The following is a 25902-nucleotide window of genomic DNA, read 5'->3' as shown; positions in this document are numbered from 1 at the left end:
TACAGTATACAATCTACGACGGTCGGTGGCGGATCGGCCGGGGGAACGTCCGAGGAGAAGACCTAGTGCGACGACTCACTCGTGTCATGGCAGCCCTGACGACGCTCGCGCTGCTCGCGGTCGCGTGCGGCGGTGACGACACCACCGACGATGATGGCACCGCGGTGCCGACGGAGACGGACGGCGCGACCACCGGCGACGACGGCGACGCCACCACGGGGGCGGACTCCGGTAACGGCATCGTCATCGCGATCGGATCCGAGCCCACCAGTCTCGACCCTCAGCTGCGTGATGACGGCGGCGAGCGTGCGGTCAACGACAACGTCTACGAGACCCTGATCGCGCGGACGCCCGAAGGGGAGCTGACACCCGGCCTCGCGGCGGAGATGCCGACGCAGGTGGACGAGACGACGTGGGAGTTCACCGTGCGTGAGGGCGTGACGTTCCACAACGGCGAGCCGTTCAACGCCGAGAGCGTCGCCTTCAGCGTCAACCGGATCATCGATCCCGAGTTCAACTCGGAGCAGATCTCGTTCTTCAACACCATCACCGGCGCCGAAGCGGTCGACGACACGACGGTCCGCATCACGACCGACGGCCCCGACCCGGTGCTGCCCTCGCGCATGTACTGGATGAAGATGGTCGAGCCGGTGTCAGCGGAGGACGCGGGCTTCGCCGAGAACCCGGTCGGGACCGGCCCGTACCGGTTCACGTCGTGGAACCGCGGCGAGAGCCTGCAGCTCGAGGCGAACCCCGACTACTGGGACGGCGCCCCGGCGATCGGCTCGGTCACGTACCGGTTCGTGCCCGAGGCTGGAACACGGCTGTCCGGGCTGAGCGCTGGCGAGTTCGACCTGATGACCAACCTGCTGCCCGAGGACACCGAGCGCGCCCCGAACTTCGCCAGCGTGCAGGGGCTCGAACACCCCCACTTCATCCTCAACACGATGGAAGGCGTGACGGCGGACCCAAGGGTGCGGCAGGCGATCAACCTCGCGGTCGACAAGGAGGCCATCGCCAACGACCTCTTCCAGGGGTTCGCGGTGGTCGACCAGTGCCAGATCTCGAGTCCCTCGTGGTTCGGTTTCAACCCCGATCTCGAGGCGTACCCCTACGATCCCGAGCGTGCGGAGGAGCTGATCGCCGAGGCGGGGGCCGAAGGTGAGACCATCGAGATCGTGTCGGAGTCGGGGCGGTGGCTGAAGGACCGCGAGCTGACCGAGACAGTGGCGGCCTACCTCGAAGCGGTCGGGTTCACCACCGACGTGCAGATCTTCGAGTTCGACGAGTACCTGAACCGGCTGTTCGGCGACGTCCGTCCACCGGCGATCTTCATCAGCCACTCCAACGAGCTCCAGGACGCCGACCGGACCGCCTCCTTCGAGCTCGAGATCGGTGGTACGGCGACGTCACACGACGACGACGAGATCCACCAGTGGGTGACCGACGCGCGGACCGAGACGGACGTCGATGCGCGCGAGGAGCTGTACCGCAACGCGTGGCAGAAGGCGTGTGACGAGGCCTTCATGCTGTTCCTGATCAACAACGAGGACATCTACGGGCTCAGCGAGCGGCTCGAGTGGGAGCCGCGCGTGGACGCCAAGCTGCTCGTCAAGGAGATGAGCCTGGCTGGCTGACAGACGCCGATGCGGGGGGCGGCGGACGCCGCCCCCCGCACCGGTCCACCGCCGGACGGGAGAGGAGGCAACCATGGGAAGGTTCGCGCTCCGCAGGGTGATCCACGGCATCGTCGTGGTGTTCGGCGTCACGGTCGTCGTCTTCGTGGTGACGCGTCTGATCGGCGACCCCGTGCGGGTCATGCTCCCACTCGAAGCGAGCCTGGAGCAGCGGGCGGCGTTCGCGGCCGAGCTGGGCTTCGACCGCTCGATCCCGGCGCAGTTCGCGTCCTACCTCGGAGACATCGTCCGCTTCGACTTCGGCGAGTCATTGTGGCAGGACCGATCGGCCATGGCCATCGTGTTCGAGCACCTGCCACGCACCTTGATCCTGGTCAGCGCCAGCATCGTGCTCGCGGTCGTGATCGCCGTTCCTCTCGGGATCGTGGCGTCACTACGCCCCGGCTCCATCCTCGACCGCGTCTCGACGACGTTGGGCCTGATCGGTCTGTCGATCCCCAACTTCTGGCTGGGCGCGATGCTCATCCTGCTCTTCTCGGTGACGTTCGGCTGGTTCCCCACCTCGGGCAGCGGCACCCTCAAGCATGCGGTCCTGCCGGTGGTGACCTTCGCCCTGCCCGCAGCCGCCCGGCTCACCATGATGGTGCGGTCGTCGATGATCGACGAGCTCAACAAGCAGTACGTGCAGATGGCGCGAGCCAAGAACCTGCCGTTCATGCGCACGGTCGGGCTCCACGCGTTCAAGAACGCGTCGGTGCCGGTCATGACCCTCACGGGGTGGGAGTACATCCGCGCGCTGGCGGGCTTCTCGGTCGTCGTCGAGACCGTGTTCGCCTACCCGGGACTGGGCTTCCTCGCGATCCAGTCCATCCGCCGCCAGGACCTGATCCTGCTCCAGGCGATCGTGTTGACGGTCGCACTGATGATCGTCGTGGTGAACGTCCTCATGGACGTCGCCTACAAGGCGGTCGATCCGCGCATCAAGCTGGCATGAGGGGGATGTCGTGACGAGCGCCGACACCGTCGTCGTCCATCCAGAGCCGCGACTGCAGGAGTTCCTCGCCCGGCTCCGGGACGGGCTGCGCGAGCTGTGGCAGGACAAGGCCGGCCTGTTCGGTCTGCTCGTCCTCGTCGGCCTCGTCCTGCTCGCGGCAGCGGCGCCGCTGCTCGCGCCGCACGATCCGACCGCGCCCGCGTTGACCGACCGACTGACCCCTCCGGTGTGGCAGGAGGGAGGCTCGTGGACCTACCCCCTCGGGACCGATGCCCTCGGGCGCGACATGCTCTCCCGGCTGATCTACGGCTCGCGGATCTCGCTGCTCGTCGGCGTCTCGGTCGTGGCCGTCGCCGGCACCTTCGGGACGGTCATGGGCCTGCTCGCGGGCTACTTCGGCGGTCGTTGGGACTCGTTCGTGATGCGCTGGGTCGACACCCAGCTCGCGTTCCCGGGCCTGCTCCTCGCGCTCGTGATCCTGGCGGTCATCGGACCCAGCGTCACCACCGTCATCGTCGTCCTGGCGATCAACGGCTGGATGGTCTACGCGCGTCTCGTCCGTGGCACCGTGCTGTCGGTCAAGGAGTCGCCCTACGTCGAAGCCGCCGACATCGTCGGGGCACGGTCGCGCCGCATCATCTTCCGCCACATCCTGCCCAACCTCGCCTCGCCACTGCTGACGATCGGCGTGCTCGAGTTCGCGCGCATCATCCTCGCCGAGGCAGCGCTGTCGTTCCTGGGCCTGGGTATCCAGCCGCCCCAGATGTCCTGGGGTCTCGACGTGGCGACGGGGCGTGACTACATCCAGTCGGCCTGGTGGCTGATCACGTTCCCCGGGGTAGCGATCGCCCTGGTCGTGCTCGGGGTCAACCTGTTCGCGAGTTGGCTCCGCGTGGCGGCCGACCCCCAGGAGCGCGAGAAGCGCTTCGCGGCGGGCCGCTTCAGCGCCGGTGCGGGAGTGGCGTGACCATGGTGACCACCCGGAACCGCCAGAAGGAGGACGTCGTGGGACGTCCCGACACCGCCTCGGGAGACGCCCCCGCGGCCGCTCCGCTGCTCGAGGTCGAAGGCCTGGAGGTGAGCTTCTTCACGCGTCGGGGTGTCGTCCAGGGCGTCCGGGGCGCATCGTTCACGCTGGCGCGCGGCGAGACGCTGGCGCTCGTGGGCGAGTCGGGGTCGGGCAAGAGCGTGACGTCGAAGGCCATCCTCGGTCTGGTCGACCTCCCGGGCCGGATCACGGGCGGGGACATCCGTTGGAAGGGACACTCGCTGCTGGGGAAGAAGGGGGCCGCGTACGGACGGAAGGTGCGCGGGAAGGAGATCTCGATCGTCTTCCAGGACCCGATGACGTCGCTCAACCCCCTGCTCACGGTCGGCACCCAGATCAGCGAGCCCCTCCGCTTCCACCGGGGGATGAGCAAGAAGGCCGCGTGGGAGCGAGGCGTGGAGCTTCTCGACCTCGTCGGCATCTCGTTCCCCCGCCAGCGGATGAAGCAGCACCCTCACGAGTTCTCGGGTGGGATGAACCAGCGGGTCATCATCGCGATGGCGCTGGCGAGCGAGCCCGAGTTCCTGATCGCCGACGAGCCGACGACGGCGCTGGACGTCACCATCCAGGCGCAGATCCTCGAGCTGCTCGCCGAGCTGCAGCGCGAGCTGGACCTCGCGGTGCTCCTGATCACCCACGATCTCGGTGTCGTCGCCGGCCTGTGCCAACGGGTCGCGGTCATGTACGCGGGCCGGATCGTCGAGACCGGGCCGATCGACGAGATCTTCGACGACCCCGGGCACCCCTACACCCGCGGGCTGCTGCGCTCCACACCACGGCTGGACAACGTCCTGCCGAGGCTCGAGAGCATCCCTGGGAGCCCTCCCGATCTGCGCGCCCCGCCGTCGGGGTGCGCGTTCCACCCCCGCTGCCCGCTCGCGATCGACCTCTGCGTCGACGAGGACCCGTTGCTGGAGTTCCACGCCGCTGACAGGAAGGTGGCATGTCACCGTGCCTTCGAACACGACGATCCTGGACACCGCGCTGACCGTCGAGCCGCCAGCCTCTGACGAGATCATCCGCGTCGACGACCTCCGGGTGCACTACCCGGTGGGGCGCGGTGGGTTCTGGGGACAGCACGAGCTGTTCGTGCGCGCCGTGGACGGCGTGTCGTTCAGCGTCCGTCGCGGCGAGACGCTCGGGCTCGTCGGGGAGTCCGGTTCGGGGAAGACGACGACGGGGCGCGCCATCCTCCACAAGGCTCCCATCACCAGTGGACGGGTGTGGTTCAAGGGCCAGGACATCACCGGGGTGCGCGGCGAGGAACTGCGCCGGCTGCGGCGTGACATGCAACTGGTCTTCCAGGACCCCTACGGCAGCCTCAACCCCCGCATGCGCATCCTGGACATCGTCGCTGAGCCACTCGTCGTCCACGGCGTCGTCGACAAGCCGGTGGACGCCGTGGAGCGGGTCGCCGAGCTGCTCGAACTCGTGGGGCTGCCGGTGGACGCCGCGAACCGCTACCCGCACGCGTTCAGCGGCGGCCAGCGCCAGCGCATCGGCATCGCCCGCGCCCTCGCGCTCGAGCCGGAGTTCATCATCGCGGACGAACCGGTCTCGGCGCTGGACGTGTCGATCCAGGCCCAGATCGTCAACCTCCTGCAGGAGCTGCAGCACGAACTCGGCCTGACCTACCTGTTCATCGCGCACGATCTGTCGGTCGTGCGTCACATCAGCCACCGCATCGCCATCATGTACGCCGGCAAGCTGGTCGAGATCGGCACGCGCGACGAGATCTACGACCATCCGCAGCACCCGTACACCGAAGCGTTGCTGTCGGCGGTACCCATCCCCGATCCGCCCCTGCAGCGCCAGCGCAAGCGCATCGCGGTGACCGGCGAGATCCCCAACCCCATGAACCCCCCGACCGGTTGCCGTTTCCACACCCGCTGCCCGATCGCCGAGGACCGGTGCCGGGTCGAGGAGCCACCGCTGGAACCGAAGGGCGAAGCCCAGTTGGCAGCGTGTTGGCTCAGATGAAGACACAGGGTCCCGCTGGCACGGCGGCACCGCCGGCCACCCGATCCAGCCGAACGCCGGTCGCGATCGGGATCGGCGTGTTCGCCGGGGCGCTCTCGGGGCTGTTCGGTGTCGGTGGTGGGATCCTCATCGTCCCCGCTCTGGTGATCGTCGCCAAGGTCGAACAACGCCTCGCCCACGGAACCTCCCTCGCCGGCACCTTCCTCCTCTCGGTCTCCGCGGCACTCGGCTACGCGCTCAGCGGCGAGGTGGACTGGCTGGTGGGGGCGCTCATGTTCGCCGGAGCGGCCGGCGGCGCGATCCTGGGCACGTCGGCGCTGCGACGCGTCAACCAGACGGCCCTGCGGTACGGGTTCGCGCTCCTCCTGCTCGCGACCGCCGCCAGGATGCTGTGGGATGTACCCGAGGCCGCAGGCGAGATCGACATCGATGTCCTCGCTGGCATCGGCCTCGTGCTGACGGGACTGTTCTCCGGAACCGTCGCCGGACTCATGGGGGTCGGTGGTGGGATCATCATGGTCCCGGCCCAGATGCTGCTGTTCGGCGTCCCGGGCGCTCTGGCCAAGGGCACCTCGCTCGCCGTCATCGTCCCCACCGCGTTCATCGGCACGGTGCGCAACAAGGCGCACGACAACATCGACCTGCGGCAGGCCGTCATCATCGGCGTCTCCGGGATGGTCACATCGTTCCTGGCCGCCCGCGTGGCGATCGGCTTGTCCGACGAGCTGTCGGCGATCCTCTTCGCGGGACTGCTCACCGTGGCGTCCATCCGGCTCTTGGTACGGCGCCGGAGCGGCACGGGTGAAGGTCCCGTCGGGGTCGAAGTACCCGCCCCGGCGGACTAAGGAGCCGCGGTGGCCGCCCCGCCGGACGGATCGACCCGCCGCACCGTCGCGCTCGTCGCCGCACTCGGCGCCACGATGGCGCTCGGCACGCTGCTGGGCTTCGCCTACGGTGTCCTGGCTCCCTTCCTCGTCGCGGACGTCGGTCTCTCCTCGCTCCAGGTCGGTGCGTTGCCCTCCGCGATGTACGCGGTCGGAGCGCTCGCCGCGCCCGCCGCCGGCCGCGCCACGGACCGGTTCGGTCCGGCGTCCGCCGCGTTGCTGACCGCCCCGATCGTCGCTGTCGCGTTCGTCGTGCTGGCACTCGCCAACGGCTACGTGGTGCTGCTGGTCTCCGCCGCGATCGGCGGCGTCGCCCTCGCCATCGCCAACCCGGCGACGAACGGCGTGGTCGCCGCACGGTTGTCGGGACCGACCCAGGGCTGGGCGATGGGCTGGAAGCAGGCCGGGGTCTCGGCCAGCGCCGTCATCGCCGGAGCGGTGCTCCCCGCCGTGGCGGAGGCCGAGGGGTGGCCGACCGCGGCGGTCACGGGAGCGATCATCGCCGTCGTCGTCGGCGCGACCTTCGGCTCGGTGCTCGTACACGATCGAGGGGTCGTGATGGCCACCGATGCCTCGGAGGATCGGCCCGTCACGCGAGCGACACGCCGATCGGTCCGTGACCTGAGCGCGTTCGCCGCGCTGCTGGGCGCCAGCAACGGTGCGGTCGCGGCCTACCTCGTGCTCTTCGCCACCGAGGAGTTGGGCGTCGCACCCGCGGTCGCCGGGGGGCTGACGGCGGTGCTCGGGGCCACCGCCGTCATCTCACGCGTCACGTGGGCCCGTCTGGGAGCGCGCGCGGACATCGCCCCGCCGCTCCTGCGAGGTCTCGCGCGCGCGGCGGTCGTTGCCGTGCTCGCCCTGCCGCTCTCCGGTGCCGTCGGGGCGTGGATGCTCTGGCCCGCCGCGGTCGCGCTGGGTGCCAGCGCGGTCTCGTGGCAGGGCCTGGTGATGCTCGTCGCGGTGCGTCGGGTGGATCCGGCCTCCGCGGGGCGCGCATCCGCGATCGTGGTCAGGGCCTTCTACACCGGCTACGTGATCGGTCCGCTCGCGTTCGGCGGGTTGCTCGACGTGACGGACGAGCGCTACGTCGTGGCCTGGACCGTGACCGCTGCGGTGGCGCTCGTCGGCAGCCTCACCGTTCGTGGCGGGCGACCGGCGGGCGCTCTCGTGTAGTGCCAAGACGAGGGCGGCACCGTGATCGACCGGCGACGCGGCACGACCTATCGACAGTTATCGATAGGAGGTACGCTGGGGATCATCACCTCGAACGGAGGGACCGTGGAGGTCCAGACGATCACCGCGTGCTGCGAGCCGGTGCTCGACGCCGCACTGTCGCAGGACCAGGCCGACGAGCTGGCCGGCGCCTTCAAGGTCCTCGCGGACCCCGTCCGACTGAGGCTCCTGAGCCTGATCGCGTCCGCGCCGGACGGCGAGGTGTGCGCCTGCGACCTCGTCGAGCCGTTGGGCCGCAGCCAGCCGACGGTCAGCCACCACCTTTCGGTGCTGACCGAGGCCGGCCTGCTCACGCGCGAGAAGCGGGGCCGGTGGGCTTGGTTCAGCGTCATGCCCGAGCGGCTCGAGATCCTGCGGGATGCGCTCGGGGCATGACCGCTCAGGATCAGCCGCACTAGGGTTCGAGCTTCGGCGCGACCGAGCGCAGCGGCGTGCTGCCATCGATCTCGTGGTACTCCTCGTGGACGGTGAGGAGCTGCTGCTCGATCGGCAGCGAGCCCTCGACGAGGTCGATCCCGGCGAGGTGGATCGTCACCGGGCCGTCGTCGCGATCGAAGGAGCGGGCGCGCAGGATCGCCGCGGCGGCGTCGACGTCTATGCGCTCGTGCTGCGCCAGGTGCTCGTCCCAGTCGTAGACCTCGAACGACTCGCTGATGCGGTAGGGATCCGACGCATCCCGGTACAACGACCACCGTCTCGCCCCGGTCCGCAGGCGGTGACGACGCAGCTGCCGCATGGCGGCGAGGAACCCGTCGACGTCGTGGGGATCGATCCGCCAGGTCGTGACGACCGCGACGGGCGACCCTCCGACCCGGAGGGGGTGCGGCGCCACCGTCCAGTCGTCGGGCGGCGCGGGCATGACGATCTCGTCCAGCACCGGCAGGGTCAAGCGCCGCGCGTAGAGGCCGAGGACGACGGTGGCACCGGTCATGCACGCGACCGCGACGCCCGGTCCGGAGAACTCGGCGATGACACCGGCGACGAACGCGCCGATCGGCTGCATCCCAGCGGCCATCACGTACAGGCTCATCACCCGACCGCGGACCCAGCGGGGCGCGAGCATCTGGACGCTGGCGTTGAGCGTCGTCATCGTCCAGACCCAGAACAGACCGGCGAACGCCAGCGCCACGGCGCTGAGGATGGCGAACCGCGACAGTCCGAACACCACACCGGCCGCCCCGAACCCCGCGATCGACAACGGCAGGATGAGGCGACCGGCGACGATCCGGCGGCCACGCTCCCGCGTGACGGCGCCGACGAGCGCTCCGGCGCCGAACCCCCCGTACAGCAGACCGAACGCGGCCGCACCGAGGCCGAGGTCGGCCGAGACGACCGTGGGGAGCAGGCTCTGCACGGAGGCTGCGGTGAGTGCGAACGCCCCCGTCACGGCCAGGGCGATGCGGATCGGCCCGGTGAAGCGGGCGTACTGGAACCCGGTCGTGGCCGAACGCAGCATCGGCTGCCGGCCGGTGGCGTCGGTCACCTCGCGGGGGATCGTGAGCAGGACCGCCACGACGACGAGGTAGCTCGCGGCGTTCAGGAAGAACGCGAGCGGGATCTGTCCGGCGGCGACCAGCGCACCCGCGACCGACGGCCCCAGCGCCCGCGCGACGTTGAACCCGGCGGAGTTGAGCGTGATGGCGTTGGCGAGCAGCGGGGGAGGGACCAGATCGGGAAGCAGCGTCTGGTAGGCGGGCAGGGCTACGGCGGTGCCCATGCCGAGGAGCAAGGAGAGGGCCAGCAGGCCCTCGGGCGTGACGCGGTCCTGCCACGTCAGGACGCCGAGGACGGCGACGGTCCCGGCGTTGAACAACTGACCAGCCAGGAGGACCGCGCGGCGGTCGAAGACGTCGGCGAGGACCCCGGCGGGCACGGTCAACACGAGCCGGGGCAGCCACAGCGCGGACGCGACGAGTGCGACCAGCAGGGGGGATCCGGTGAGCTCGTTCATGAGCCACGGCGCAGCGACCAGCTGCAGGAAGGTCCCGAGGTGGCTGACCAGCGACCCGCTCCACACGCGTCGGTACTCCGGCACACGCAGGGGCGCGAACGTGCCGGGTTCCAGTAGGGCGTCGTCGGAGGTCATCCGGCGCGACGGTAGCCCCGTCGCGCGACAACCCCCGCGTCAGGCGGCTCGAAACCGCTTCGCTACTCGGAGGCCTGGAACACCCCGAGGACGTTGCCGTCGGGGTCCTTGAACCAGGCCGCCTTGTCGTCGCCCGCGGCGAGGATGCCGTTCTCGGTCTTCATGCCGTCGCCGAGGTCGTACTCCTCGAACTCGACGCCCCGCTCGCGGAGGCCGGCGACGACCGCCTCGATGTCGTCGACCTGCCACCCCGCTTCGGTGTGTCCGTTGCCGACGCCAGCGCGGGTGCGGTACAGCTCGAGCATCGTCCCCGCGCCGCACTCGTAGTGCACGCTCTCGCCTTCCATGGCTCCGACCTCGGTGAGGCCGAGCACGTCCGAGTAGAAGGCAGCGGCCCGTTCGAGATCCGCGGTCGGGACCGTGGCCGTTACCGGGTAGTCGCCGAGCATCTCTTCCTCCCTTGACGGTCGGCGAACACTACGCCTGCACGGCCCCGCCGTCACCCTCCTCGCCGCGGCCGCCGCTAGCACGCTCAGCTCAGGGCGCGCATCGTCGGAGGCGGACGAACCGGACCTGTCCGTTCGGCGGTGCTCTGCCAGGGAGTGGGCACGGGAGCCCGCTCGTATCCTCGTTGAGGCTCTGGAACCGATCGAGCAGCGGGGGTCAGGCTTGTCCCGGACCGCCACCGACCGCGCGTCGACGCAGGCCCACGACCACGTCGTGGGCTTCTACGAGACCGACGCTCACCTCGCCGGTGCGGTCGCGGCCTTCCTCGCGCCCGCGTTCGGTCCGGACGCAGCGGCGATCGTCATCGCCACTCCCGAGCACCGTCACCTCATCGCACAGGCGCTGCTCGAGCGGGGCATCTCGGTCAACGATGCCGATCACTACGTCGCACTCGACGCCGCGGACCTGCTCGACTCGTTCACCTCGGCCGGTTCGCCCAACGCCGACCGCTTCGACGACGTCATCGGTGGGCTGATCGAGCGACACACCAGCGTTGGACGGCGCGTGTACGCCTTCGGCGAGATGGTCGCGATCGCATGGGATCGGCGCGAGGTCACCGTCGCGCTGCAGCTCGAGGAGTTGTGGAACCGGCTCGGCGAGACCCTGCCCTTCGCGCTGTTCTGTGGTTACCCGACGAGTGCGTTCTCGGGGCCGGTCGAGGTGGATGCGTTCCGACGCGTCGTCGACGCGCACACCGCCGTGGTGCCGAGCGAGAGCCTGACCGGGCTCACGGGGGCCGCCGAGCAGCCCGAGACGGTGCGGCTGCTGCAGCAGCAAGCCATCGTCGGCTCCAACGAACGCGACGCCCTCCGCCGCAAGCAAGCCCAGCTCGAGGATGCGCTCGATCGCCTCCGCGAAGCCGACCGGCTCCGCCGCGAGTTCATGGCGATGGTCGTGCACGACGTGCAGACGCCCGCGACGATCATCTCGGGGATGCTCTCGCTCCTCGAGGAGTCGCTCACCGAGCTCAACGAGGACCAGATCCGCCAGCAGCTGGGCGCGGCGTTGCGTAGTGCGGACCAGATCCGGCGCCTGCTCGACGACCTGCTTCTCGTCTCACGCCTCGAGGCGGGGACGTTCACCTACCGCATCGCCCCCGTGGATCTGCGCGCCCTAGTCGACGAGGTCGTGGCGCAGGTTCGGTCCGGCACGGGGCGACGGATCGATGTCGAGGTGTCGCAGGACACGCCGCTCGTGTCGGCAGATGCCGGACGGCAGGTACAGGTGCTCAACAACCTGCTGTCCAACGCGATCAAGTTCTCGTCGCCCGAGACTCCCGTGCGGATCGACGTGACGGTGCCTGGCGACGAGGTACGTGTTGAGGTGACCGATGCCGGTCGTGGCATCGCCGCCGAGGACCTACCCGCGCTCTTCCGGCCGTTCAGCCGCGTCGGTGATGCCGCAGGTCACACGGCCGGCACCGGCCTGGGCCTGTACATCACCAAGGCGCTCGTGGAAGGCCAGGGTGGCTCCATCGACGTGCGGAGCCAGCCCGGGACCGGCACGACGTTCACCTACACCGTCCCAGTCAGTAGCGGGTCCCACTGACGTAGTCGGTCAGTGCCTCGTTGCGGACCTCGAGTTCGTCGACGTAGGACTTCACGACGTCCCCGATGGACACCAGGCCGACCATGCGCCCATCCTCGACGACGGGGAGGTGGCGGATCCGGCCCTCCGTCATCATCGACATCAGCTCGTCTGCGGTCTGGTCGGGCCCGCACGTCGTCACCGGACTGCTCATGATGTCCGTCACGGAGCGTTCGAGGATGGCGGTTCCCCCGTCCGCCAGACGGCGCACGATGTCGCGCTCCGACACGATGCCTGCCACGTCCTCGCCGCTGTCCGACACCACGACCGCGCCCACGTTCGCTCGACGGAGCACCTTGACCGCCTCGTCGACGCGATCGTCGGGCTTGACGGTCACGACTTCGCTGCCCTTGCGTTCGAGGATGGAACGGACAGGGACGCTCACGGCCTTGCTCCTTCGCCAGCCAGATGCCCACCATGGTGCCTCAACGGGAGGGCCCGCGCACCTCCTCAGGTCGTTGCGCGAGGTGTTCGCCACCGTGGACGTTCGTTCCTGATCCGGCCTCGGCCGACCTTCTGGACGGGCGCCCCGGCCGCGCTGGCCTCGACGGCCGTGCACGCTGAGGGGGCCGATCGAGAAGCGACCAAGAGGAGCGACCGTGTCGGACCAGGACGCTGACAAGATGAAGGGGACCGCCAAGGAGGCCGTGGGCAAGCTCACCGGCTCCGACGAACTCGCCAACGAGGGCGAGGCCCAACAGGAGAAGGCTGAGCATCGCGAGGAGGCCGAGAAGGCCGAGCAGAAGGAGCAGGAGCACCAGGGCAGTTGACGCCCCACGCGACCGAGAGTAGGCCCCCGTCCACGTGACGGGGGCCTCCTCGTTCTCAGGTGAGGTGGCGGTAGCGGCGGACGGCTAGGGGCACGAACACCGCGATCAGGCCGAGCGACCACGCCAGGGCGATCCACACCTTGCCGGCGACCGCGGCGCCCAGCCCGACCGCGATCCGATCGGCGTCGTCGAGCGACAGGGCGCGGACCGCGTCAGCCACGCGTGTCATCGGGTTGTGCTGGGCGACGGGTTGGAGCCAGCCCGGCATCGTCTGGAGCGGAACGAAGATGCTGCTGACGAACACGATCGGGAACAACGCGGTGAACACGGCCGCCTGCACCGCCTCCGGGTTCGGCACCGACATCCCGACGATCGCGCTGCCCCACGCGATCCCGATGGCGAACAGCCACGCCAGGACCACCGCCCCGAGGGCCGAGACCACCCCATCGTCGAAGCGGAAGCCGACCAGGTAGCCGACTCCGATGATCAGGGCGAGCACTCCCAGTCCGCGTATCGAATCTGCGATCAGCCGCCCCACGAGCACCGCGGAACGCGAGATCGGCAGGGACCGGAAGCGGTCGAGGACGCCCTTGCTCAGGTCGTCGTTGAGCCCGATCGCCGTCACGGGCGCGTCGAACGCCAGCGTCTGGACGATCACGCCCGGCATCAGGAAGTTCACGTAGGTGACGCCGGGGACCTGGATGGCGCCGCCGAACACGTACACGAACAGCAACGTGAACATGATCGGCTGGATCACGATGAACGTGATCACGTCGGGGCGTCGGGTCAGCGTGACCAGGTTGCGCTTCGCCAGCAGCCACGACTGTGACAGGGCGGCACCGGTCCCGTGCTGCTGGGTGATGGCGGTCACAGCGCGTCCACCTCCTCGAGCGACCCGGTCTCTTCGGCGATGTGCTCGCCCGTGATCTGCAGGAACACCTCGTCGAGCGAGGGCCGACGCAGGCTCAGGTCGGCGACGCGGATGTCGCGCCCCGCGAGCGCCTGCGCGATGTGTGCCAGCGAGCCCAAGCCGTCCGGGGCTGGCGCGGTCACGCGGCGGCCGGGGCGGTCGACCGTCGACTCGCCGGCGATCTCGTTCAGCGCCGTCTCGAGTCCCTCGAGTTGATCGGGACTGGTGACGCGCGCCTCGACGACCTGACCGCCGACCTGGTCCTTGAGCGCGTCGGCGGTGCCCTCGGCGATGACGCGTCCGTGGTCGATCACGGCGATCGTGTCGGTCAGCTGGTCGGCTTCCTCGAGGTACTGCGTGGTCAAGAGCAGGGTCGCGCCCTCGGAGATCACCTCCCGGATCACCCCCCACATCCCGAGCCGGCTACGGGGGTCGAGTCCGGTGGTGGGTTCGTCGAGGAACAGGATCGGCGGTCGCGCGACCAGGCTCGCCGCGAGGTCGAGCCGGCGGCGCATGCCGCCCGAGTACGTCTTTGCAGGCCGAGCGCCGGCGTCGGCGAGGTCGAAGCGTTCGAGCAGCTCGCGCCCACGCGCGGTGGCGTCGCGACCCTCCATGCCGACCAGCCGGCCGATGAGGACGAGGTTCTCGAGCCCGGTGAGCTCCTCGTCGACCGAGGCGAACTGACCGGTCAGCCCGATCAGCCGACGGACCTTCTCGGGCTCGGCGACGATGTCGTGGCCCGAGACGCGCGCCGTCCCGGCGGTGGGGACGAGGAGCGTCGACAGGATGCGGACCGCGGTGGTCTTGCCCGCCCCGTTGGGTCCGAGCAGACCGAACACCGACCCGCGGGGCACGGCGAGATCGAGGCCGTCGAGGGCGACGACCTCGCCGAAGTGCTTGACGAGACCTTCGATCTCGATGGCGTGCAAGGGCCGGTCCTGGGTCAGGGGAACGGCCGGGGAACCTACACCTGCGGCGCGCCCACCTGCGAAGCGGCGGCCAGGAACTCGTCGATGTTGGTGCGCCCGGGGACCTCGAGCCCGAGCTGCGACCCGTCGGTGAAGCGCAGGACCAGCTTGGACGACAGCTTGCCCTTGTCGTAGGTCAGCCCGGTGATGTCTCCGTGAGGGAACTCACCCGCGAGTTCCTTGGCCTTGCCCGACATCGCCCCGAGCGAGTGAACGACCCACCGCTTGTCGGTGACGGACAGGAAGTTGCGGCCCGCGGGGAAGCTCGACGCGAGCCCCTCGGTCGTGGCGCCCTCGGAGGCGACGCGCTCGTCCTCCGCCTTCTGCTTGCGCTTGGCGACTTGTCCGGCCACCGCGTGGCCGATGAGGCCTCCCGCGGCACCCCCGCTCGTGCTCGCGGTGGTGCCGAGCGGGTTGAGCAGCACGGTCCCGAGGATCTGCTCCCCGTCCGGCAGCCCGTGATTGCCCTTGGTGACCTTCTTCTTCATGTCCACGATGTACCCCCCTGCCGAGTAGCGGTCAGCGACAGCGGGACGCTACCAACGCGGGGGCCGCGGGGCGCAGCTTCCGTCGAGCGGGCCCCGCGGCTCAGCGGGTGTGGTCGAGCATGTTCTCGAGCAGGGTGTAGCCCGTGTAGGTCACCGCGTAGTTCTGCAGCCCGTACGGGTGGAAGTAGTCCTCGGTGGGCTGGGGGAGCAGCGCCCCGAGGAACGACACCTTCCCGTCCCCGAGCGGCTTCTCGCCGTAGATGGTCTGCCCGTTGCCGTTGGTGCCGGCGGTGTAGCCAGCGTTGGCGTCCCAGGCGGCGGTGGCGACGCGCCAGTTGGGTGCCTGGCCGTTGTTGTCGGGGTACCCGATCGGGATCACGTCGTAGGTCTGGCTGGCGACGCCGCGCAGCCCCTCGTTGAGGTGGTGGCTGCGGTCCCCGAAGTCGACGTAACCGACGTTCCTGCGCTGCATGGAGATGTCGCCGGGTTCGATGTCGTCGAACAGGTCGGCGAGGATCGGGGCGGCGGCGTCGGTCACGACGAGGTTGCCGCCACCGGCCGCGAACGAACGCAGCGCCGTGACCCAGGCGGAGTGGTCCCCCGCTTCGGGCATCGCGTCCTCGGTCAGAACCACCGAGTCGTAGGTGGACAGGTCCACCTCGCCCGACAGGACGTCGGGCACGCGGATCGCATCCAGTGGCTGATCGGCGTAGCGGTTCAGGTCCTCGAAGAACTTCATCCTCGAGACGTCGTAGCGACGCAGCTGGAAGTCGGGGTCGACGTTGGCGTCGTCACCGGTGAAGTCGCCCGGGATGCTCTCGTTGCCCGGGCCGAACCCGTTGGCGTCGTCGTGGCGGACCCGTTCGGGGTCGAACACGTACGCGGCGGCTCCACCGACGGGGTAGGTGTACGACGGCGGGTCGAGCGCATCCTTGAACATCGTGTAGTTGATGGCTCGGACCGAGTTGACCCACATCTGGTTCACCAGGCCCGGGTGGGTGAGGGCGTTGTACGGGGCGTTCGACGCGGTCATCTCGGTCGCGAAGCCGGTGCCGTTCACGACCCCGGGCGTGTTGTAGTAGTCGATGCCCGACCCGGACGCCGAGTAGCCGAGGATGTCGTACAGCGTGCCCCACTCGTAGGGGCGGACCGCTCCGTCGGTGACCTGGTTGAGCTGCTCGATCACGTCGAGGACCCCGTACTCGGCCATCGCCGGCTCGATGCCGTCGGCGAAGTGCGCGAGGCGCTCCGACTTCTCGAAGTCGAACTCGCCCACGATCTGTAACCCGGATGCGGCCACGGTCTTGGGACCCTGACCGTGGTTGTCGGTGCCGAGGTACCAGCCGTCGTAGCCCGCAGCATCGCTGTCCGCGTTCGGTACCGCGTGCTCGAGTAGGAGCGCGTCGAGGGCACGTCCTTCGGGCTGGTCGAGCGTGCCGTTGCTGGCGCGGAGGTAGCCCTGGACCGGGAAGTTGCGGTTGAGGTCGCGGTTGCCGTCGTTGCGGCGCGTCATGATGTTGCCCGCCCCGTGGTCGCCGTGGACGTCGCCGTTGACCCAGCCGTCCGGGTTGGCGAACACGAAGTGCACGACGAAGCGGTCGAGCAGCTCGCGCACCCAGTCCTCGTTCCCCAGCCGCCAGGGGTCGACCATGTCCTCGATCACGCGGAAGGCACCCTCGCGCCCCGCCGGCTCGTTGCCGTGGATCGAGTTGATGACCAACAGGTGCTGCTTGTCGTCCTCGGGGAGCTGCTCGTCGGTCATCACCACGTCGTAGATCGGCAGGCCGCTCGACGACTCGTCGAGCACGTCGATGTCGATGAAGTCGGGGAAGACGCTGTCGAGCAGCTCGATGCCGCACTCGAACTCGGGGAAGCGGATGAAGGTCTCGGTGAGGATCGGTTCGGGGAACACGCGTCCGTCCGGCGTGACGTCGGACTCGCTGCACTTGACCGGTTCGGTACCCGCGACGGGCAGGGCCGCGGCGGCGGTCGTGGTGATCGCGACGGTGCCGAGCACCGCCAGGCTGCGGAAACGCATGGCTCCCCCTCGGAGACGTCACCACCACAGTTCGCCGTCCGGCACCGGTGTTCCTGCTGCGCGGTCCTTGCGGCATCGGCGTACCCGTGTACGCTCGTCCTCGGTTCCCCAGCCCCCGGAACCACCACGAAGGGTGGATGGTAAGGGGGATCGGGTTTGGAGCCAGCGCGCACGGTTCCGGCGGGTGGACCGCGGCGGCTGCCGTGGCCGGGGGTCGGTCACGTCGTCGCCGGGCGCTACCGCCTCACCGGCCACCTCGCATCAGGGACCACCGGCGAGGTGTGGGCGGCGGAGGTGGACGGGACCCGGGTCGCGCTCAAGCTCCTGCACCGCCACCTGCTGAGATCCGACGACGTCCTGTCCCGCCTCGACGAGGTGCTGATCCTGACCTCCCAGGTCGAGCACCCTGGCGTCGTCCGGATCGTCGAGAGCGACACGCGCTCCCAGCACCCCTACGTCGCGACCGTACGGCTCGAGACCCGTCTGCTCGGCGGCTCGGACCGGCCCTTCCTCGAGACCGCGACCGCCCTCGCCGATGCGCTCGCGGCCCTGCACGTCGCGGGCGTCGTGCACGGTGATCTGCGTGCCGGGCACGTGATCGGCAGTGCCGAGGGGCCCCGGATCCTCGACGCGGGTACCTCGGTCGTGCTCGGGACGCTGGCGGTGACGCCGGTCACCCCTCCTGAGGTCGCCGACGGGGCCCCGCCGGATGCCCGGTCGGATACGTTCGCCCTCGGGGTCGTGCTCCGGACGCTGGCTGCGGAGCAGCCACCCGCGCCGGACGTCGCGGACGAGGTCGCGGATGTGCTCAGCGTCGCGACCGCGACGGAGCCGGAGCAGCGCTACGCGGCCGGCGTGGCGTTGGCCGAGGCTCTGCGCGCGATCCCGCTGCCGTCCTGACCCGCACGCCTACGGTCGGTCGGGACGTGCCGGTGACGCACCCGAGTGGGGAGCAGCGATGATCGACTACGAGCGACTCTGGCGGACCCTCACCCGCTTCACATCGGTGCTCTCACGCGCCGAGGACCTCGAATCCGCGCTGGCCGAGCTCGGTGAGGAGATCACGGCGATCCTCGGGGTCGCCGCTGCGGGGCTCATGCTCGAGGATGCCGACGGTCACCTGAGGTTCCTGGGTGCATCCGATCCTGCGCTCGACGCCCTGGAGCGCCTGCAGATCGAGCTGAGCGAGGGGCCGTGCCTGCTGGCCTACCAGTCGGGCGAGGACGTCATCTCGACCGATCTGGGCGCCGACGAGCGCTTCCCGCGGTTCGGTCCACGCGGCGTCGAGGCGGGGCTGGCGGCGGTCTACAGCTTCCCAGTTCGCGTCGATGACGTCGTCGTCGGGGCGCTCAACCTCTACGACCGTGATGCGCGAAAGCTGGACGACGAGCAGATCGAAGCGGCCCACGCGCTGTCGGGCATCGCCGCCAGCTACGTCGCGCACCTCGCCGAGCTGGACGCGCAGCGCGAGCTCAGCGAGCAACTCAGCCACGCCCTGCACAACCGGGTGGTGATCGAGCAGGCGAAGGGCTACGTCGCGGCCCAGCTCAGCATCCCCGTGGAGGAGGCCCGCGAACTGCTCCGTGGCTACGCCCGCCACCACCGTGTGAGGCTGCGCGACGTCGCCGACGACATCGTGCGAGGACGTCTGGACGCCGGAACGCTAACCTGACACGCGTGTCAGCCTTCTCTGGGGGTGCGCGTGTACGAGCTGTTCAGCGTCGACGATCACATCATCGAGCATCCACGCGTCTGGATCGACCGGTTACCCGCCAAGCACCACGACATGGCGCCTCACGTGGTGGAGCGTGAGGACGGGACCCAGACCTGGATCATCGAGGGCGCCCCGGGCAAGTCGTCCTCGCTCGGTCTGAACGCGGTCGCGGGCAAGCCCCGCGACGAGTGGAAGGCGGACCGCGGCCCGGGCGAGCCGCAGCGCTTCGACGAGATGATCCCGGGGTGCTGGGACCCACGTGAACGCGCCAAGGACTTCCTGGCTGACGGCATCCTGGCGTCGCTCGGCTTCCCGAGCCTGCCGCGCTTCGGCGGGATGCTGTTCCACGAGTTCAGCGACCGCGAGCTCGCGGGACTGTGCGTGCAGGCGTACAACGACTTCGTCATCGACGAGTGGTGCCCCGCCGGCCCTGAGGGGATGTACGTCCCGATGATCATCATCCAGGTGTGGGACCCCGTCGCGGCGGCCGCAGAGATCCGCCGGTGTGCCGCCAAGGGCAACCGGGCGGTGTCCCTGCCCGAGAACGGGGTGCCGAAGGGGCTGCCCTCGTTCTTCAACGACTACTGGGATCCCATCTGGGACGCCTGCCAGGAGACCGACACGGTCATCTGCATGCACCTCGGCTCGCAAGGTTCGGTGCCACAGCCCTCTCCCGATGGTCCGGCGCTGATCGGCATCGTGCTGTGCATGACCAACTCCATCGTCGCCGCGGTCAACCTCATGCTCAGCCCGGTCTGCCGGCGGTTCCCCGATCTGCAGTTCGTCTTCTCCGAGGGCGGCATCGGGTGGGTGCCTGCGGCGCTCGAGCGCGCCGACCGTCAGTACCTGCGTCACAGGGACTGGCACGGCGTCGCGGAGCCACTGCCGTCGGAGATCTTCCGGCGGAACATGTACTGCTGCATGATCGAGGAGCCGGTCGGCATCACCTACCGTCACGACATCGGCGTGGAGCGGATCCTGTGGGAGTGCGACTACCCGCACGCCGACACGCCGTGGCCCCACTCGCAGAAGCAGGTCGGCGAGGTCCTCGGGGGCGTGTCCGAGGACGAGGTCGCGGCGATCACGTACGGCAACGCGGAGCGGCTCTTCCGCTGGCGCCGCGCCGACCCGGCGCTGGCGAGCGTCGGCTGAGGCCGTGACGCAGGACGTCGGGTCGGGCGTCGACCTCCTTGCCGCACGGGTCGACGCGCTCGTCGCGCGGCTGAGCCTCGAGCAGAAGCTGCACCAGCTCAGCGGGGACGTCCCCCCGTCGCCTCGCGGTCTGGTTCGCATCGCTCGCTACAACAGCGGGGCGTTCCCGTCGGGCGAGGATGCGGTCACCGGCATCCCTCCGTTCCGGTTCGCCGATGGCCCCCGCGGGGTCGTCCTCGGCCGGTCGACGGCCTTCCCCGTCTCGATGGCGCGCGGCGCGAGCTGGGACCCCGATCTGGAGGCGCGCATCGGTGACGCCATCGGGGTCGAGCTCAGGAGTCAGGGCGCCGATCTGTTCGGGGGCGTCTGCATCAACCTGCTGCGTCATCCGGCGTGGGGCAGGGCGCAGGAGACCTACGGCGAGGATCCGGTCCACGTGGGTGAGATGGGCGCTGCGCTCGTGCGCGGCGTGCAGCGGCACGCGATGGCGTGCATCAAGCACTACGCGTGCAACTCGATCGAGAACAGCCGGTTCAGGGTCAGCGTCGAGATCGACGAGCGCACCCTGCGCGAGGTCTACCTGCCGCACTTCCGACGCTGTATCGACGAGGGTGCCGCGGTGGTCATGACCGCCTACAACAAGGTGAACGGGGAGCGGTGTGGCCACCACGCGTGGCTCGTGCGGGATGTGCTCAAGGGGGAGTGGGGCTTCGAGGGGTTCACGATCTCGGACTTCTTCCTCGGCGTACGCGACGGCGCCGCGGGTCTGCGTGGCGGTCTCGACGTCGAGATGCCCATCCGGTGGCGCTACGGACGCCGGCTGCGGCGCGCCATCGAGCGGGGCGCGGTCGACGAGGGACTCGTCGACGACGCCGTGCGTCGCGTGGTGCGCACCAAGCTCGCGTTCGCCGGCGTGGGAGAACCCGAGCACTACGGATCGGACGCCGTCGCTTCGGTGGAGCACCGGGCGCTGGCACGCGAGGCCGCGATCCGAGGGATGGTCTTGCTGCGCAACGAGACGGTCGACGGGGCGCCGGCGCTCCCGGCCCGCGACGGAGAGCAGGTCGCGGTGATCGGCAAGCTCGCCGACCTGCCCGTCATCGGCGACCGCGGCAGCAGCATGGTGAACCCCCCGGACGTGGTGACGCCGCTCGCGGGACTGCGGGGCGCACTCGGCGACCGCGTCGACGCCTCCCCCTCTGGCGACATCGGCGCGGCGGTCGCGTGTGCCGGCAGGGCGGACCTCGCCGTCGTGGTCGTCGGCTACACCTTCCGCGACGAGGGCGAGTACGTGTTGGCGTACGGGGGCGACCGCTCCTCGCTGCGACTGCGCCCCGCCGACGAGGAGCTCATCCGTGCGGTCGCCCGCGTCAACCCGCGAACCGTGGTGGTACTCGTCGCCGGCTCCGCGATCGTCACCGAGGCCTGGCGGCACGCCGTCGCCGGGATCGTGATGGCGTGGTACCCCGGCATGCAGGGCGGCCACGCGCTCGCGGACCTGCTGACGGGGGTCGCGTCGTTCTCGGGGCGGTTGCCGTGCACGTTCCCGCGGGACGAGGCCGACCTGCCTCCCTTCGATGCGAAGGCGCGCCGCATCACCTACGAGTACCTGCACGGCTACCGCTGGGTGCAGGCGCGTGGCCACGCCCCGGCGTACCCGTTCGGCTTCGGGCTGTCGTACACGACCTTCGCGTACGGCGACGTCCATGCAGAGGTCCGCGGCGACGAGGTCGTGCTGGCGGTCGCGGTGACCAACACCGGCAGCCGCGCTGGGGTCGAGGTCGTGCAGGTCTACGTCACCAAGCCCGACGGCGCCCCGCAGCCCCAGGCGCCCCGCACCCTCGCCGGTTTCGCGCGTGTCGAACTCGCTGCTGGGGCGCGATCCGACGTCGAGGTGGCCGTGCCCCTCGAGCGGCTGCGGTCGTGGGTCGACGGGGCGTGGGAGCTCGTCGAGGGGGCCTACACCTTCGGCGTGGGTCCGAACAGCGACCCCGCGACCCAGCGCCTCGTGTCGGTCGACCTGACCGCCTCCTGAGGCGCGCGCTGGACCGAGAACCCCCGGATACGGTGGTTGTCGGGGCGGGCGCGGGCCGTCGCCCCTCCTCCACCAACCGGAACCCCCGGATACGGTGGTTCTGGGGGGTCAGGCGCAGCAGCCTCCGCCGCAGCAGGCGCCACCACCACCGGCCAGCGGCAGCGCGGCGCCGTCGGAACCGCGTGCGCGGGGCGCGATGAGCGAGAGCTTGCGCAGCGTGTCGGTGTGACCGTCCGGGCAGGCCGCCGGCTCGTCGGCCGCGGCGATGGCGCGGAAGTCGTCGAACTCAGTGCCGCACTCGCGGCAGGCGTACTCGTAGAGTGGCATGGAGGCCATGGTAGCTCGGCCCCCGCCGTACCCTGCCCCCACATGAGCGACTACAAGGCCCCCCTAACCGACGTCCGCTTCGTCCTCGAGCACGTCGCGCCCTTGCGCGAGCTCGCGGCGACCGACCGCTTCGCGCACGCCGATCCGCAGATGGTCACCGGGCTGCTCGAGGAGTGCGCGCGCTTCTGCGAACAGGCGATCGCCCCGACCAACCGCGAGGGCGACGCGCAGCACTCGGTCCAGCGGGGCGACGAGGTGAAGACCCCCGACAGCTTCCCGCGCGTCTACCGCCAGTACGTCGAGGCGGGGTGGGGCGCGGTCGGCCACCCCGAGGAGTTCGGTGGCGGCGGCTTCCCGCTGCTCGTCGTCAACGCCATCAAGGAGCTGATCACCTCCGCCAACATGGCCTTCTCGCTCGGGCCGCTGCTCACCACCGGGGCGGTCGAGATGCTCGAGCACCACGCCTCGTCTGAGCTCCAGGCGACCTACGTGCCCAAGATGGTGACGGGGGAGTGGGCGGGGACCATGAACCTCACCGAGCCGCACGCCGGCTCCGACCTCGGCGTGCTGTCCACCAGGGCCGAGCCGGTCGAGGACGCCACCTACCGGATCACCGGCCAGAAGATCTTCATCACCTACGGCGAGCATGACCTCACCGACAACATCATCCACCTGGTGCTGGCGCGCCTGCCCGACGCGCCACCTGGGACCAAGGGCATCAGCGTCTTCATCGTCCCCAAGTTCCTCGTGAACGAGGACGGCTCCCTCGGGGAACGCAACGACGTCAAGGTCGTGTCACTGGAGCAGAAGCTGGGCATCCACGCCTCGCCGACCTGCGTGATGACCTACGGCGAGGACACCGGCGGCGCGGTCGGCTACCTCGTCGGCGAGCCCAACCAGGGCATGCGCTACATGTTCACGATGATGAACGACGCGCGGCTCGGCGTGGGCATCCAAGGCCTGTCGATCGCGGAACGCGCCTACCAGCAAGGCCTCGCGTTCGCCAAGGAGCGGGTCCAGGGTTCCCTGCCGGCGCGACCCGAGGGCGCGAGCGCCCCGATCATCGAGCACCCCGACGTGCGGCGGATGCTGCTGACGATGCGCAGTCAGATCGAAGCGATGCGCGCGGTCACCTACGCCAACGCCTGGTGGATCGATCGGGCGGCCGCTCTCGGCGACAGCGACGAGGGCCGTAACGCCCAGGAGTGGGCCGACCTGCTGGTGCCGATCAGCAAGGCGTGGTGCACCGACCTCGGCGTCGAACTCACCTCCCTGAACGTGCAGATCCACGGCGGGATGGGCTACGTCGAGGAGACCGGTGCCGCCCAGCACTTCCGTGACGCTCGCATCGCGCCGATCTACGAGGGCACCAACGGCATCCAGGCCATCGACCTCGTCGGCCGCAAGCTGCCCTACCGCGGAGGGGAGTTCGTCCAGGAGGTCCTCTCGGAGCTCGGCGGCCTCACCAGCGAGCTCGAGAGCGCGGGCCTGGGCGAGGTGGCCAAGCGCTACAGCGAGGCGCTCGGAGCGCTCGCCGCGGCGACGCGCTGGATCTTCGACAACCGCAAGGACTTCGCCTCGGTGCTGGGCGGGGCGACGCCGTACCTGCGCCTGTTCGGCACCGTGCTCGGGGGCTACCACCTCGGTCGGGGCGCGCTCGCGGCGAAGCGGTTGCTCGAGGGCGACGGCGACGGCTTCGATCCCAGCTTCCTCGAGGCCAAGATCGCCTCGGCGCGGTTCTACGCCGGTAACATCCTGCCTCAGGCCAGCGGCCTCGCTGCGGCCGCGACCTCCGGCGCCGAGGACCTCTTCGCGATCGACCCTGCGAACCTCTGACCCCCTCTCCGTGGAGACCTGTGCTCACATGTGAGCAGGATCCTCCACGGAGGCAGACGCGAGGCGTTCGCCGCCCCGCACGGGCACGTCGAGGCGGTTCTCGGGCGGGGCGAGCGGGCACGACCAGCGCGGATCGTGCACGCAGCTGGGGTGGTAGGCGAAGTTGAGGTCGAGCACCACCTCGTCGCCCGTGCCCCCGAGGTCGGCCGACTTCGCCCCGTCCAGGAGGTAGCGGCCGCCACCGTAGGTCTCGGTCCCGCTGGTCGCGTCGCGGAACGGCAGGAACAGACCCCCCGCGTACGCGTCGAGCCAGAACAACGTCAGCGCCCGCTCCGCTCCGAGCAGCTCGAACCCCACCGTACCGATGGGGACGAACCTCGTCGTCCCCTCGGACGAGTGCGCGAGGTCGCGGACGGCGGCCTGCTCGAACTCCACGGCACCCGTCACGGCGAGGTCGGCGTCGTAGTCGTAGTACGCCAGCCCGGTGAAGCCGTCGCGGCGTTCGAGCGGGAGCGCGGATTGGGGGTGGGTGGCGAGAAGGCGGTCACGGCGCTCGCGCCAGAGGGCATGCGAGACCGGGCCCACGCCCAGTTGACGGACCTCGGCGTACAGCTCCGCGACCTCGCGGCGGTAGTCCGCGAGGTCGAGGAGCGTCGGCCCGGTCAGCTCAGGAAGCCGTTCTCCTCGAGCCACGTGCGCGCGACCGCGTCGGCATCCTCCGCCTCCAGCTCGACCTTGCCGTTGAGCTCGACCAGCACCTCGGTCGTGATCTGCTCCGAGACGGAGTCGAGGAGTTCCACGAACGCATCGCCGTAGGCGTCGACGATCTCGTCGGAGACGACCGGCACGATGTTCTCGACCGGGATCGCGCCCTCGGGTTCCTCGAGCGTGACGAAGTTCTCGGCCGCGATCACGGGCTGGGTCGAGAACAGCAGTGCGACGTCGATGCTGCCCTGCTTCAACGAGGCGACGCGGACGCTGCCTTCCTGGATGGCTTCGAAGGTGACGTTCTCGAGGCCGTAGACGTCGGTGAGTGCCAGCAGACACGTGGTGCGCTGCTCGCACTCGGGTGGGCCTCCGAAGGTGATGCCGCCCTCGACGTCGGCCAGATCGGCCACCGACGTGACGCCGTTCGCGTCGGCGAACTCCTGCGTCACGACGAACGCGTTCTTGTCCTCGCCGGGAGCCGGCTCGAGCACCGTGACGCCGAGCGCCTCGAACTCGCTCTGGAGTGCGGTGACCGACTCCTCGAGGTCACCCGAAGGTTCCACACCGAAGCCGACCTGCAGCGCCGACCCGACGTACTCGGGCAGCAGGTCGATGTTCCCTGACTCGAGCTCGGGCAGGATCACCTCGCGCGAGCCCAGGTCGAGTCTGGTCTCGACCGGGTAGCCGGCATCCTCCAGCGCGATGGCGTAGATGTTGCCGAGGATCTGCGACTCGGCGAAGTTGAACGAGCCCACGGTGATCGTCGGCCCGTCCGTGGGGATGCCGCCGTCGTCGGGCGCGGTCGGGGGGGCGGTGCCGTCGGTCCCGTCCGTTCCGCCAGTTTCGGGGGTGTCGTCATCGCCACCGCACGCGGTGAGTGCCAGACCGAGGACGGCGACGGCCGCCACGGCACGGCGGAGGGTGAGCTTCATGGGGGGACCTTTCACGGAACGGGACGGAGGTGGGCTGCTACGCGCTGCCGGGTGGGGTGACCACGCTA

Annotated in this window: 25 protein-coding genes; 15 read left to right on the top strand and 10 right to left on the bottom strand. The window is 69.9% G+C overall.

What is annotated here, in order from left to right; genetic code table 11:
* Nucleotides 1-86: 86 nt before the first annotated feature.
* The 8 genes from KY469_12375 to KY469_12340 all read left to right on the top strand — a co-directional run bounded on the left by KY469_12375 (nt 87) and on the right by KY469_12340 (nt 8151).
* Nucleotides 87-1637, top strand: a complete 1551-nt coding sequence (locus KY469_12375) for an ABC transporter substrate-binding protein (protein MBW3663888.1) — start codon at nt 87-89, stop codon at nt 1635-1637.
* Between the two features lie 73 nt (nt 1638-1710).
* Entirely contained in the window at nt 1711-2631 is a 921-nt protein-coding gene (locus KY469_12370; GenBank protein ID MBW3663887.1) for an ABC transporter permease, read from the top strand.
* 52 nt (nt 2632-2683) lie between these two features.
* Nucleotides 2684-3598 carry an ABC transporter permease gene (locus KY469_12365; GenBank protein MBW3663886.1) on the top strand — a complete coding sequence of 305 codons (915 nt, stop codon included), beginning with the start codon at nt 2684-2686 and terminating at the stop codon, nt 3596-3598.
* Between the two features lie 2 nt (nt 3599-3600).
* Nucleotides 3601-4689, top strand: coding sequence for an ABC transporter ATP-binding protein (locus KY469_12360; GenBank protein MBW3663885.1), 1089 nt, complete (start codon nt 3601-3603; stop codon nt 4687-4689).
* A 4-nt stretch (nt 4690-4693) separates the two neighbouring features.
* Entirely contained in the window at nt 4694-5659 is a 966-nt protein-coding gene (locus KY469_12355; protein MBW3663884.1) for an ABC transporter ATP-binding protein, read from the top strand.
* Nucleotides 5656-6504, top strand: coding sequence for a sulfite exporter TauE/SafE family protein (locus KY469_12350; GenBank protein MBW3663883.1), 849 nt, complete (start codon nt 5656-5658; stop codon nt 6502-6504). Before KY469_12355 ends, KY469_12350 begins: the two co-directional genes overlap by 4 nt.
* 9 nt (nt 6505-6513) lie before the next feature.
* A complete protein-coding gene (locus KY469_12345) occupies nt 6514-7716 on the top strand; it encodes an MFS transporter (protein MBW3663882.1) in 1203 nt (400 codons plus the stop codon).
* An 84-nt stretch (nt 7717-7800) separates the two neighbouring features.
* The gene (locus tag KY469_12340) at nt 7801-8151 is read left to right on the top strand and encodes a metalloregulator ArsR/SmtB family transcription factor (protein ID MBW3663881.1); all 351 of its coding nucleotides are present in this window, start codon (nt 7801-7803) and stop codon (nt 8149-8151) included.
* A gap of 19 nt (nt 8152-8170) precedes the next feature.
* Here KY469_12340 and KY469_12335 read toward each other — a convergent pair whose 3' ends face one another.
* The gene (locus KY469_12335; GenBank protein ID MBW3663880.1) at nt 8171-9862 is read right to left on the bottom strand and encodes an MFS transporter; all 1692 of its coding nucleotides are present in this window, start codon (nt 9860-9862) and stop codon (nt 8171-8173) included.
* Between the two features lie 62 nt (nt 9863-9924).
* Nucleotides 9925-10311, bottom strand: a complete 387-nt coding sequence (locus KY469_12330) for a VOC family protein (GenBank protein MBW3663879.1) — start codon at nt 10309-10311, stop codon at nt 9925-9927.
* Between the two features lie 220 nt (nt 10312-10531).
* Between KY469_12330 and KY469_12325 the strand changes: the two genes are divergently transcribed.
* Entirely contained in the window at nt 10532-11917 is a 1386-nt protein-coding gene (locus KY469_12325; protein ID MBW3663878.1) for an MEDS domain-containing protein, read from the top strand.
* Here the strand turns inward: KY469_12325 and KY469_12320 are convergent.
* Complete coding sequence (locus tag KY469_12320; protein ID MBW3663877.1) at nt 11898-12341, bottom strand: CBS domain-containing protein; 444 nt, start codon at nt 12339-12341, stop codon at nt 11898-11900. The two genes, KY469_12325 and KY469_12320, sit on opposite strands and share 20 nt — an antisense overlap.
* 214 nt (nt 12342-12555) lie before the next feature.
* On the opposite strand from KY469_12320, the gene KY469_12315 reads away from it, so the two are divergent.
* Nucleotides 12556-12726: a CsbD family protein gene (locus tag KY469_12315; protein MBW3663876.1), complete on the top strand. Its 171-nt coding sequence runs from the start codon at nt 12556-12558 to the stop codon at nt 12724-12726.
* Nucleotides 12727-12781: 55 nt separating this feature from the next.
* Here the strand turns inward: KY469_12315 and KY469_12310 are convergent, their stop codons facing one another.
* The 4 genes from KY469_12310 to KY469_12295 form a co-directional block, all read right to left on the bottom strand.
* Entirely contained in the window at nt 12782-13597 is an 816-nt protein-coding gene (locus KY469_12310; GenBank protein MBW3663875.1) for an ABC transporter permease, read from the bottom strand.
* A complete protein-coding gene (locus tag KY469_12305) occupies nt 13594-14565 on the bottom strand; it encodes an ATP-binding cassette domain-containing protein (protein MBW3663874.1) in 972 nt (323 codons plus the stop codon). Before KY469_12305 ends, KY469_12310 begins: the two co-directional genes overlap by 4 nt.
* A 35-nt stretch (nt 14566-14600) precedes the next feature.
* Nucleotides 14601-15098 carry a hypothetical protein gene (locus tag KY469_12300; GenBank protein MBW3663873.1) on the bottom strand — a complete coding sequence of 166 codons (498 nt, stop codon included), beginning with the start codon at nt 15096-15098 and terminating at the stop codon, nt 14601-14603.
* A 94-nt stretch (nt 15099-15192) separates the two neighbouring features.
* Nucleotides 15193-17130 carry a hypothetical protein gene (locus KY469_12295; GenBank protein MBW3663872.1) on the bottom strand — a complete coding sequence of 646 codons (1938 nt, stop codon included), beginning with the start codon at nt 17128-17130 and terminating at the stop codon, nt 15193-15195.
* A gap of 156 nt (nt 17131-17286) precedes the next feature.
* On the opposite strand from KY469_12295, the gene KY469_12290 reads away from it, so the two are divergent.
* The 4 genes from KY469_12290 to KY469_12275 all read left to right on the top strand — a co-directional run bounded on the left by KY469_12290 (nt 17287) and on the right by KY469_12275 (nt 22031).
* Nucleotides 17287-18030, top strand: a complete 744-nt coding sequence (locus tag KY469_12290) for a protein kinase (protein MBW3663871.1) — start codon at nt 17287-17289, stop codon at nt 18028-18030.
* Between the two features lie 58 nt (nt 18031-18088).
* Nucleotides 18089-18802 (top strand): GAF and ANTAR domain-containing protein, encoded by a 714-nt coding sequence (locus KY469_12285; protein MBW3663870.1) that lies wholly within the window; start codon nt 18089-18091, stop codon nt 18800-18802.
* Between the two features lie 114 nt (nt 18803-18916).
* Nucleotides 18917-19996, top strand: coding sequence for an amidohydrolase (locus KY469_12280; protein ID MBW3663869.1), 1080 nt, complete (start codon nt 18917-18919; stop codon nt 19994-19996).
* Nucleotides 19997-20000: 4 nt separating this feature from the next.
* A complete protein-coding gene (locus KY469_12275; GenBank protein MBW3663868.1) occupies nt 20001-22031 on the top strand; it encodes a glycoside hydrolase family 3 C-terminal domain-containing protein in 2031 nt (676 codons plus the stop codon).
* A gap of 108 nt (nt 22032-22139) precedes the next feature.
* On the opposite strand, the gene KY469_12270 is transcribed toward KY469_12275, so the two are convergent.
* Complete coding sequence (locus KY469_12270) at nt 22140-22358, bottom strand: zinc ribbon domain-containing protein (GenBank protein MBW3663867.1); 219 nt, start codon at nt 22356-22358, stop codon at nt 22140-22142.
* A gap of 42 nt (nt 22359-22400) precedes the next feature.
* Here KY469_12270 and KY469_12265 point away from each other — a divergent pair, with 42 nt between their 5' ends.
* On the top strand, nt 22401-24194 hold the full coding sequence (locus KY469_12265) for an acyl-CoA dehydrogenase (GenBank protein MBW3663866.1): 1794 nt from the start codon (nt 22401-22403) through the stop codon (nt 24192-24194).
* 24 nt (nt 24195-24218) lie between these two features.
* On the opposite strand, the gene KY469_12260 is transcribed toward KY469_12265, so the two are convergent.
* Together KY469_12260 and KY469_12255 are read right to left on the bottom strand one after the other, a co-directional pair.
* On the bottom strand, nt 24219-24860 hold the full coding sequence (locus KY469_12260) for a DUF1684 domain-containing protein (GenBank protein MBW3663865.1): 642 nt from the start codon (nt 24858-24860) through the stop codon (nt 24219-24221).
* Complete coding sequence (locus KY469_12255) at nt 24857-25834, bottom strand: ABC transporter substrate-binding protein (protein MBW3663864.1); 978 nt, start codon at nt 25832-25834, stop codon at nt 24857-24859. The genes KY469_12260 and KY469_12255 overlap by 4 nt, the downstream gene beginning before the upstream one ends.
* Between the last annotated feature and the right edge of the window lie 68 nt (nt 25835-25902).

The sequence above is a fragment of the Actinomycetota bacterium genome (assembly GCA_019347575.1).
GTDB lineage: Bacteria > Actinomycetota > Nitriliruptoria > Nitriliruptorales > Nitriliruptoraceae > JAHWKY01.
The sequence above is the reverse complement of the archived record's forward strand: the minus strand, read 5'-3'. Positions and strand labels throughout refer to the sequence as shown.

Excerpts from the sequence above, each read along its gene's own strand:
- KY469_12375 (MBW3663888.1), top strand. The coding sequence starts at position 87 with ATGGCAGCCCTGACGACGCTCGCGCTGCTCGCGGTCGCGTGCGGCGGT.
- KY469_12370 (MBW3663887.1), top strand. The coding sequence starts at position 1,711 with ATGGGAAGGTTCGCGCTCCGCAGGGTGATCCACGGCATCGTCGTGGTG.
- KY469_12360 (MBW3663885.1), top strand. The coding sequence starts at position 3,601 with ATGGTGACCACCCGGAACCGCCAGAAGGAGGACGTCGTGGGACGTCCC.
- KY469_12350 (MBW3663883.1), top strand. The coding sequence starts at position 5,656 with ATGAAGACACAGGGTCCCGCTGGCACGGCGGCACCGCCGGCCACCCGA.
- KY469_12335 (MBW3663880.1), bottom strand. The coding sequence starts at position 9,862 with ATGACCTCCGACGACGCCCTACTGGAACCCGGCACGTTCGCGCCCCTG.
- KY469_12330 (MBW3663879.1), bottom strand. The coding sequence starts at position 10,311 with ATGCTCGGCGACTACCCGGTAACGGCCACGGTCCCGACCGCGGATCTC.
- KY469_12295 (MBW3663872.1), bottom strand. The coding sequence starts at position 17,130 with ATGCGTTTCCGCAGCCTGGCGGTGCTCGGCACCGTCGCGATCACCACG.
- KY469_12285 (MBW3663870.1), top strand. The coding sequence starts at position 18,089 with ATGATCGACTACGAGCGACTCTGGCGGACCCTCACCCGCTTCACATCG.
- KY469_12280 (MBW3663869.1), top strand. The coding sequence starts at position 18,917 with ATGGCGCCTCACGTGGTGGAGCGTGAGGACGGGACCCAGACCTGGATC.
- KY469_12270 (MBW3663867.1), bottom strand. The coding sequence starts at position 22,358 with ATGCCACTCTACGAGTACGCCTGCCGCGAGTGCGGCACTGAGTTCGAC.
- KY469_12265 (MBW3663866.1), top strand. The coding sequence starts at position 22,401 with ATGAGCGACTACAAGGCCCCCCTAACCGACGTCCGCTTCGTCCTCGAG.
- KY469_12255 (MBW3663864.1), bottom strand. The coding sequence starts at position 25,834 with ATGAAGCTCACCCTCCGCCGTGCCGTGGCGGCCGTCGCCGTCCTCGGT.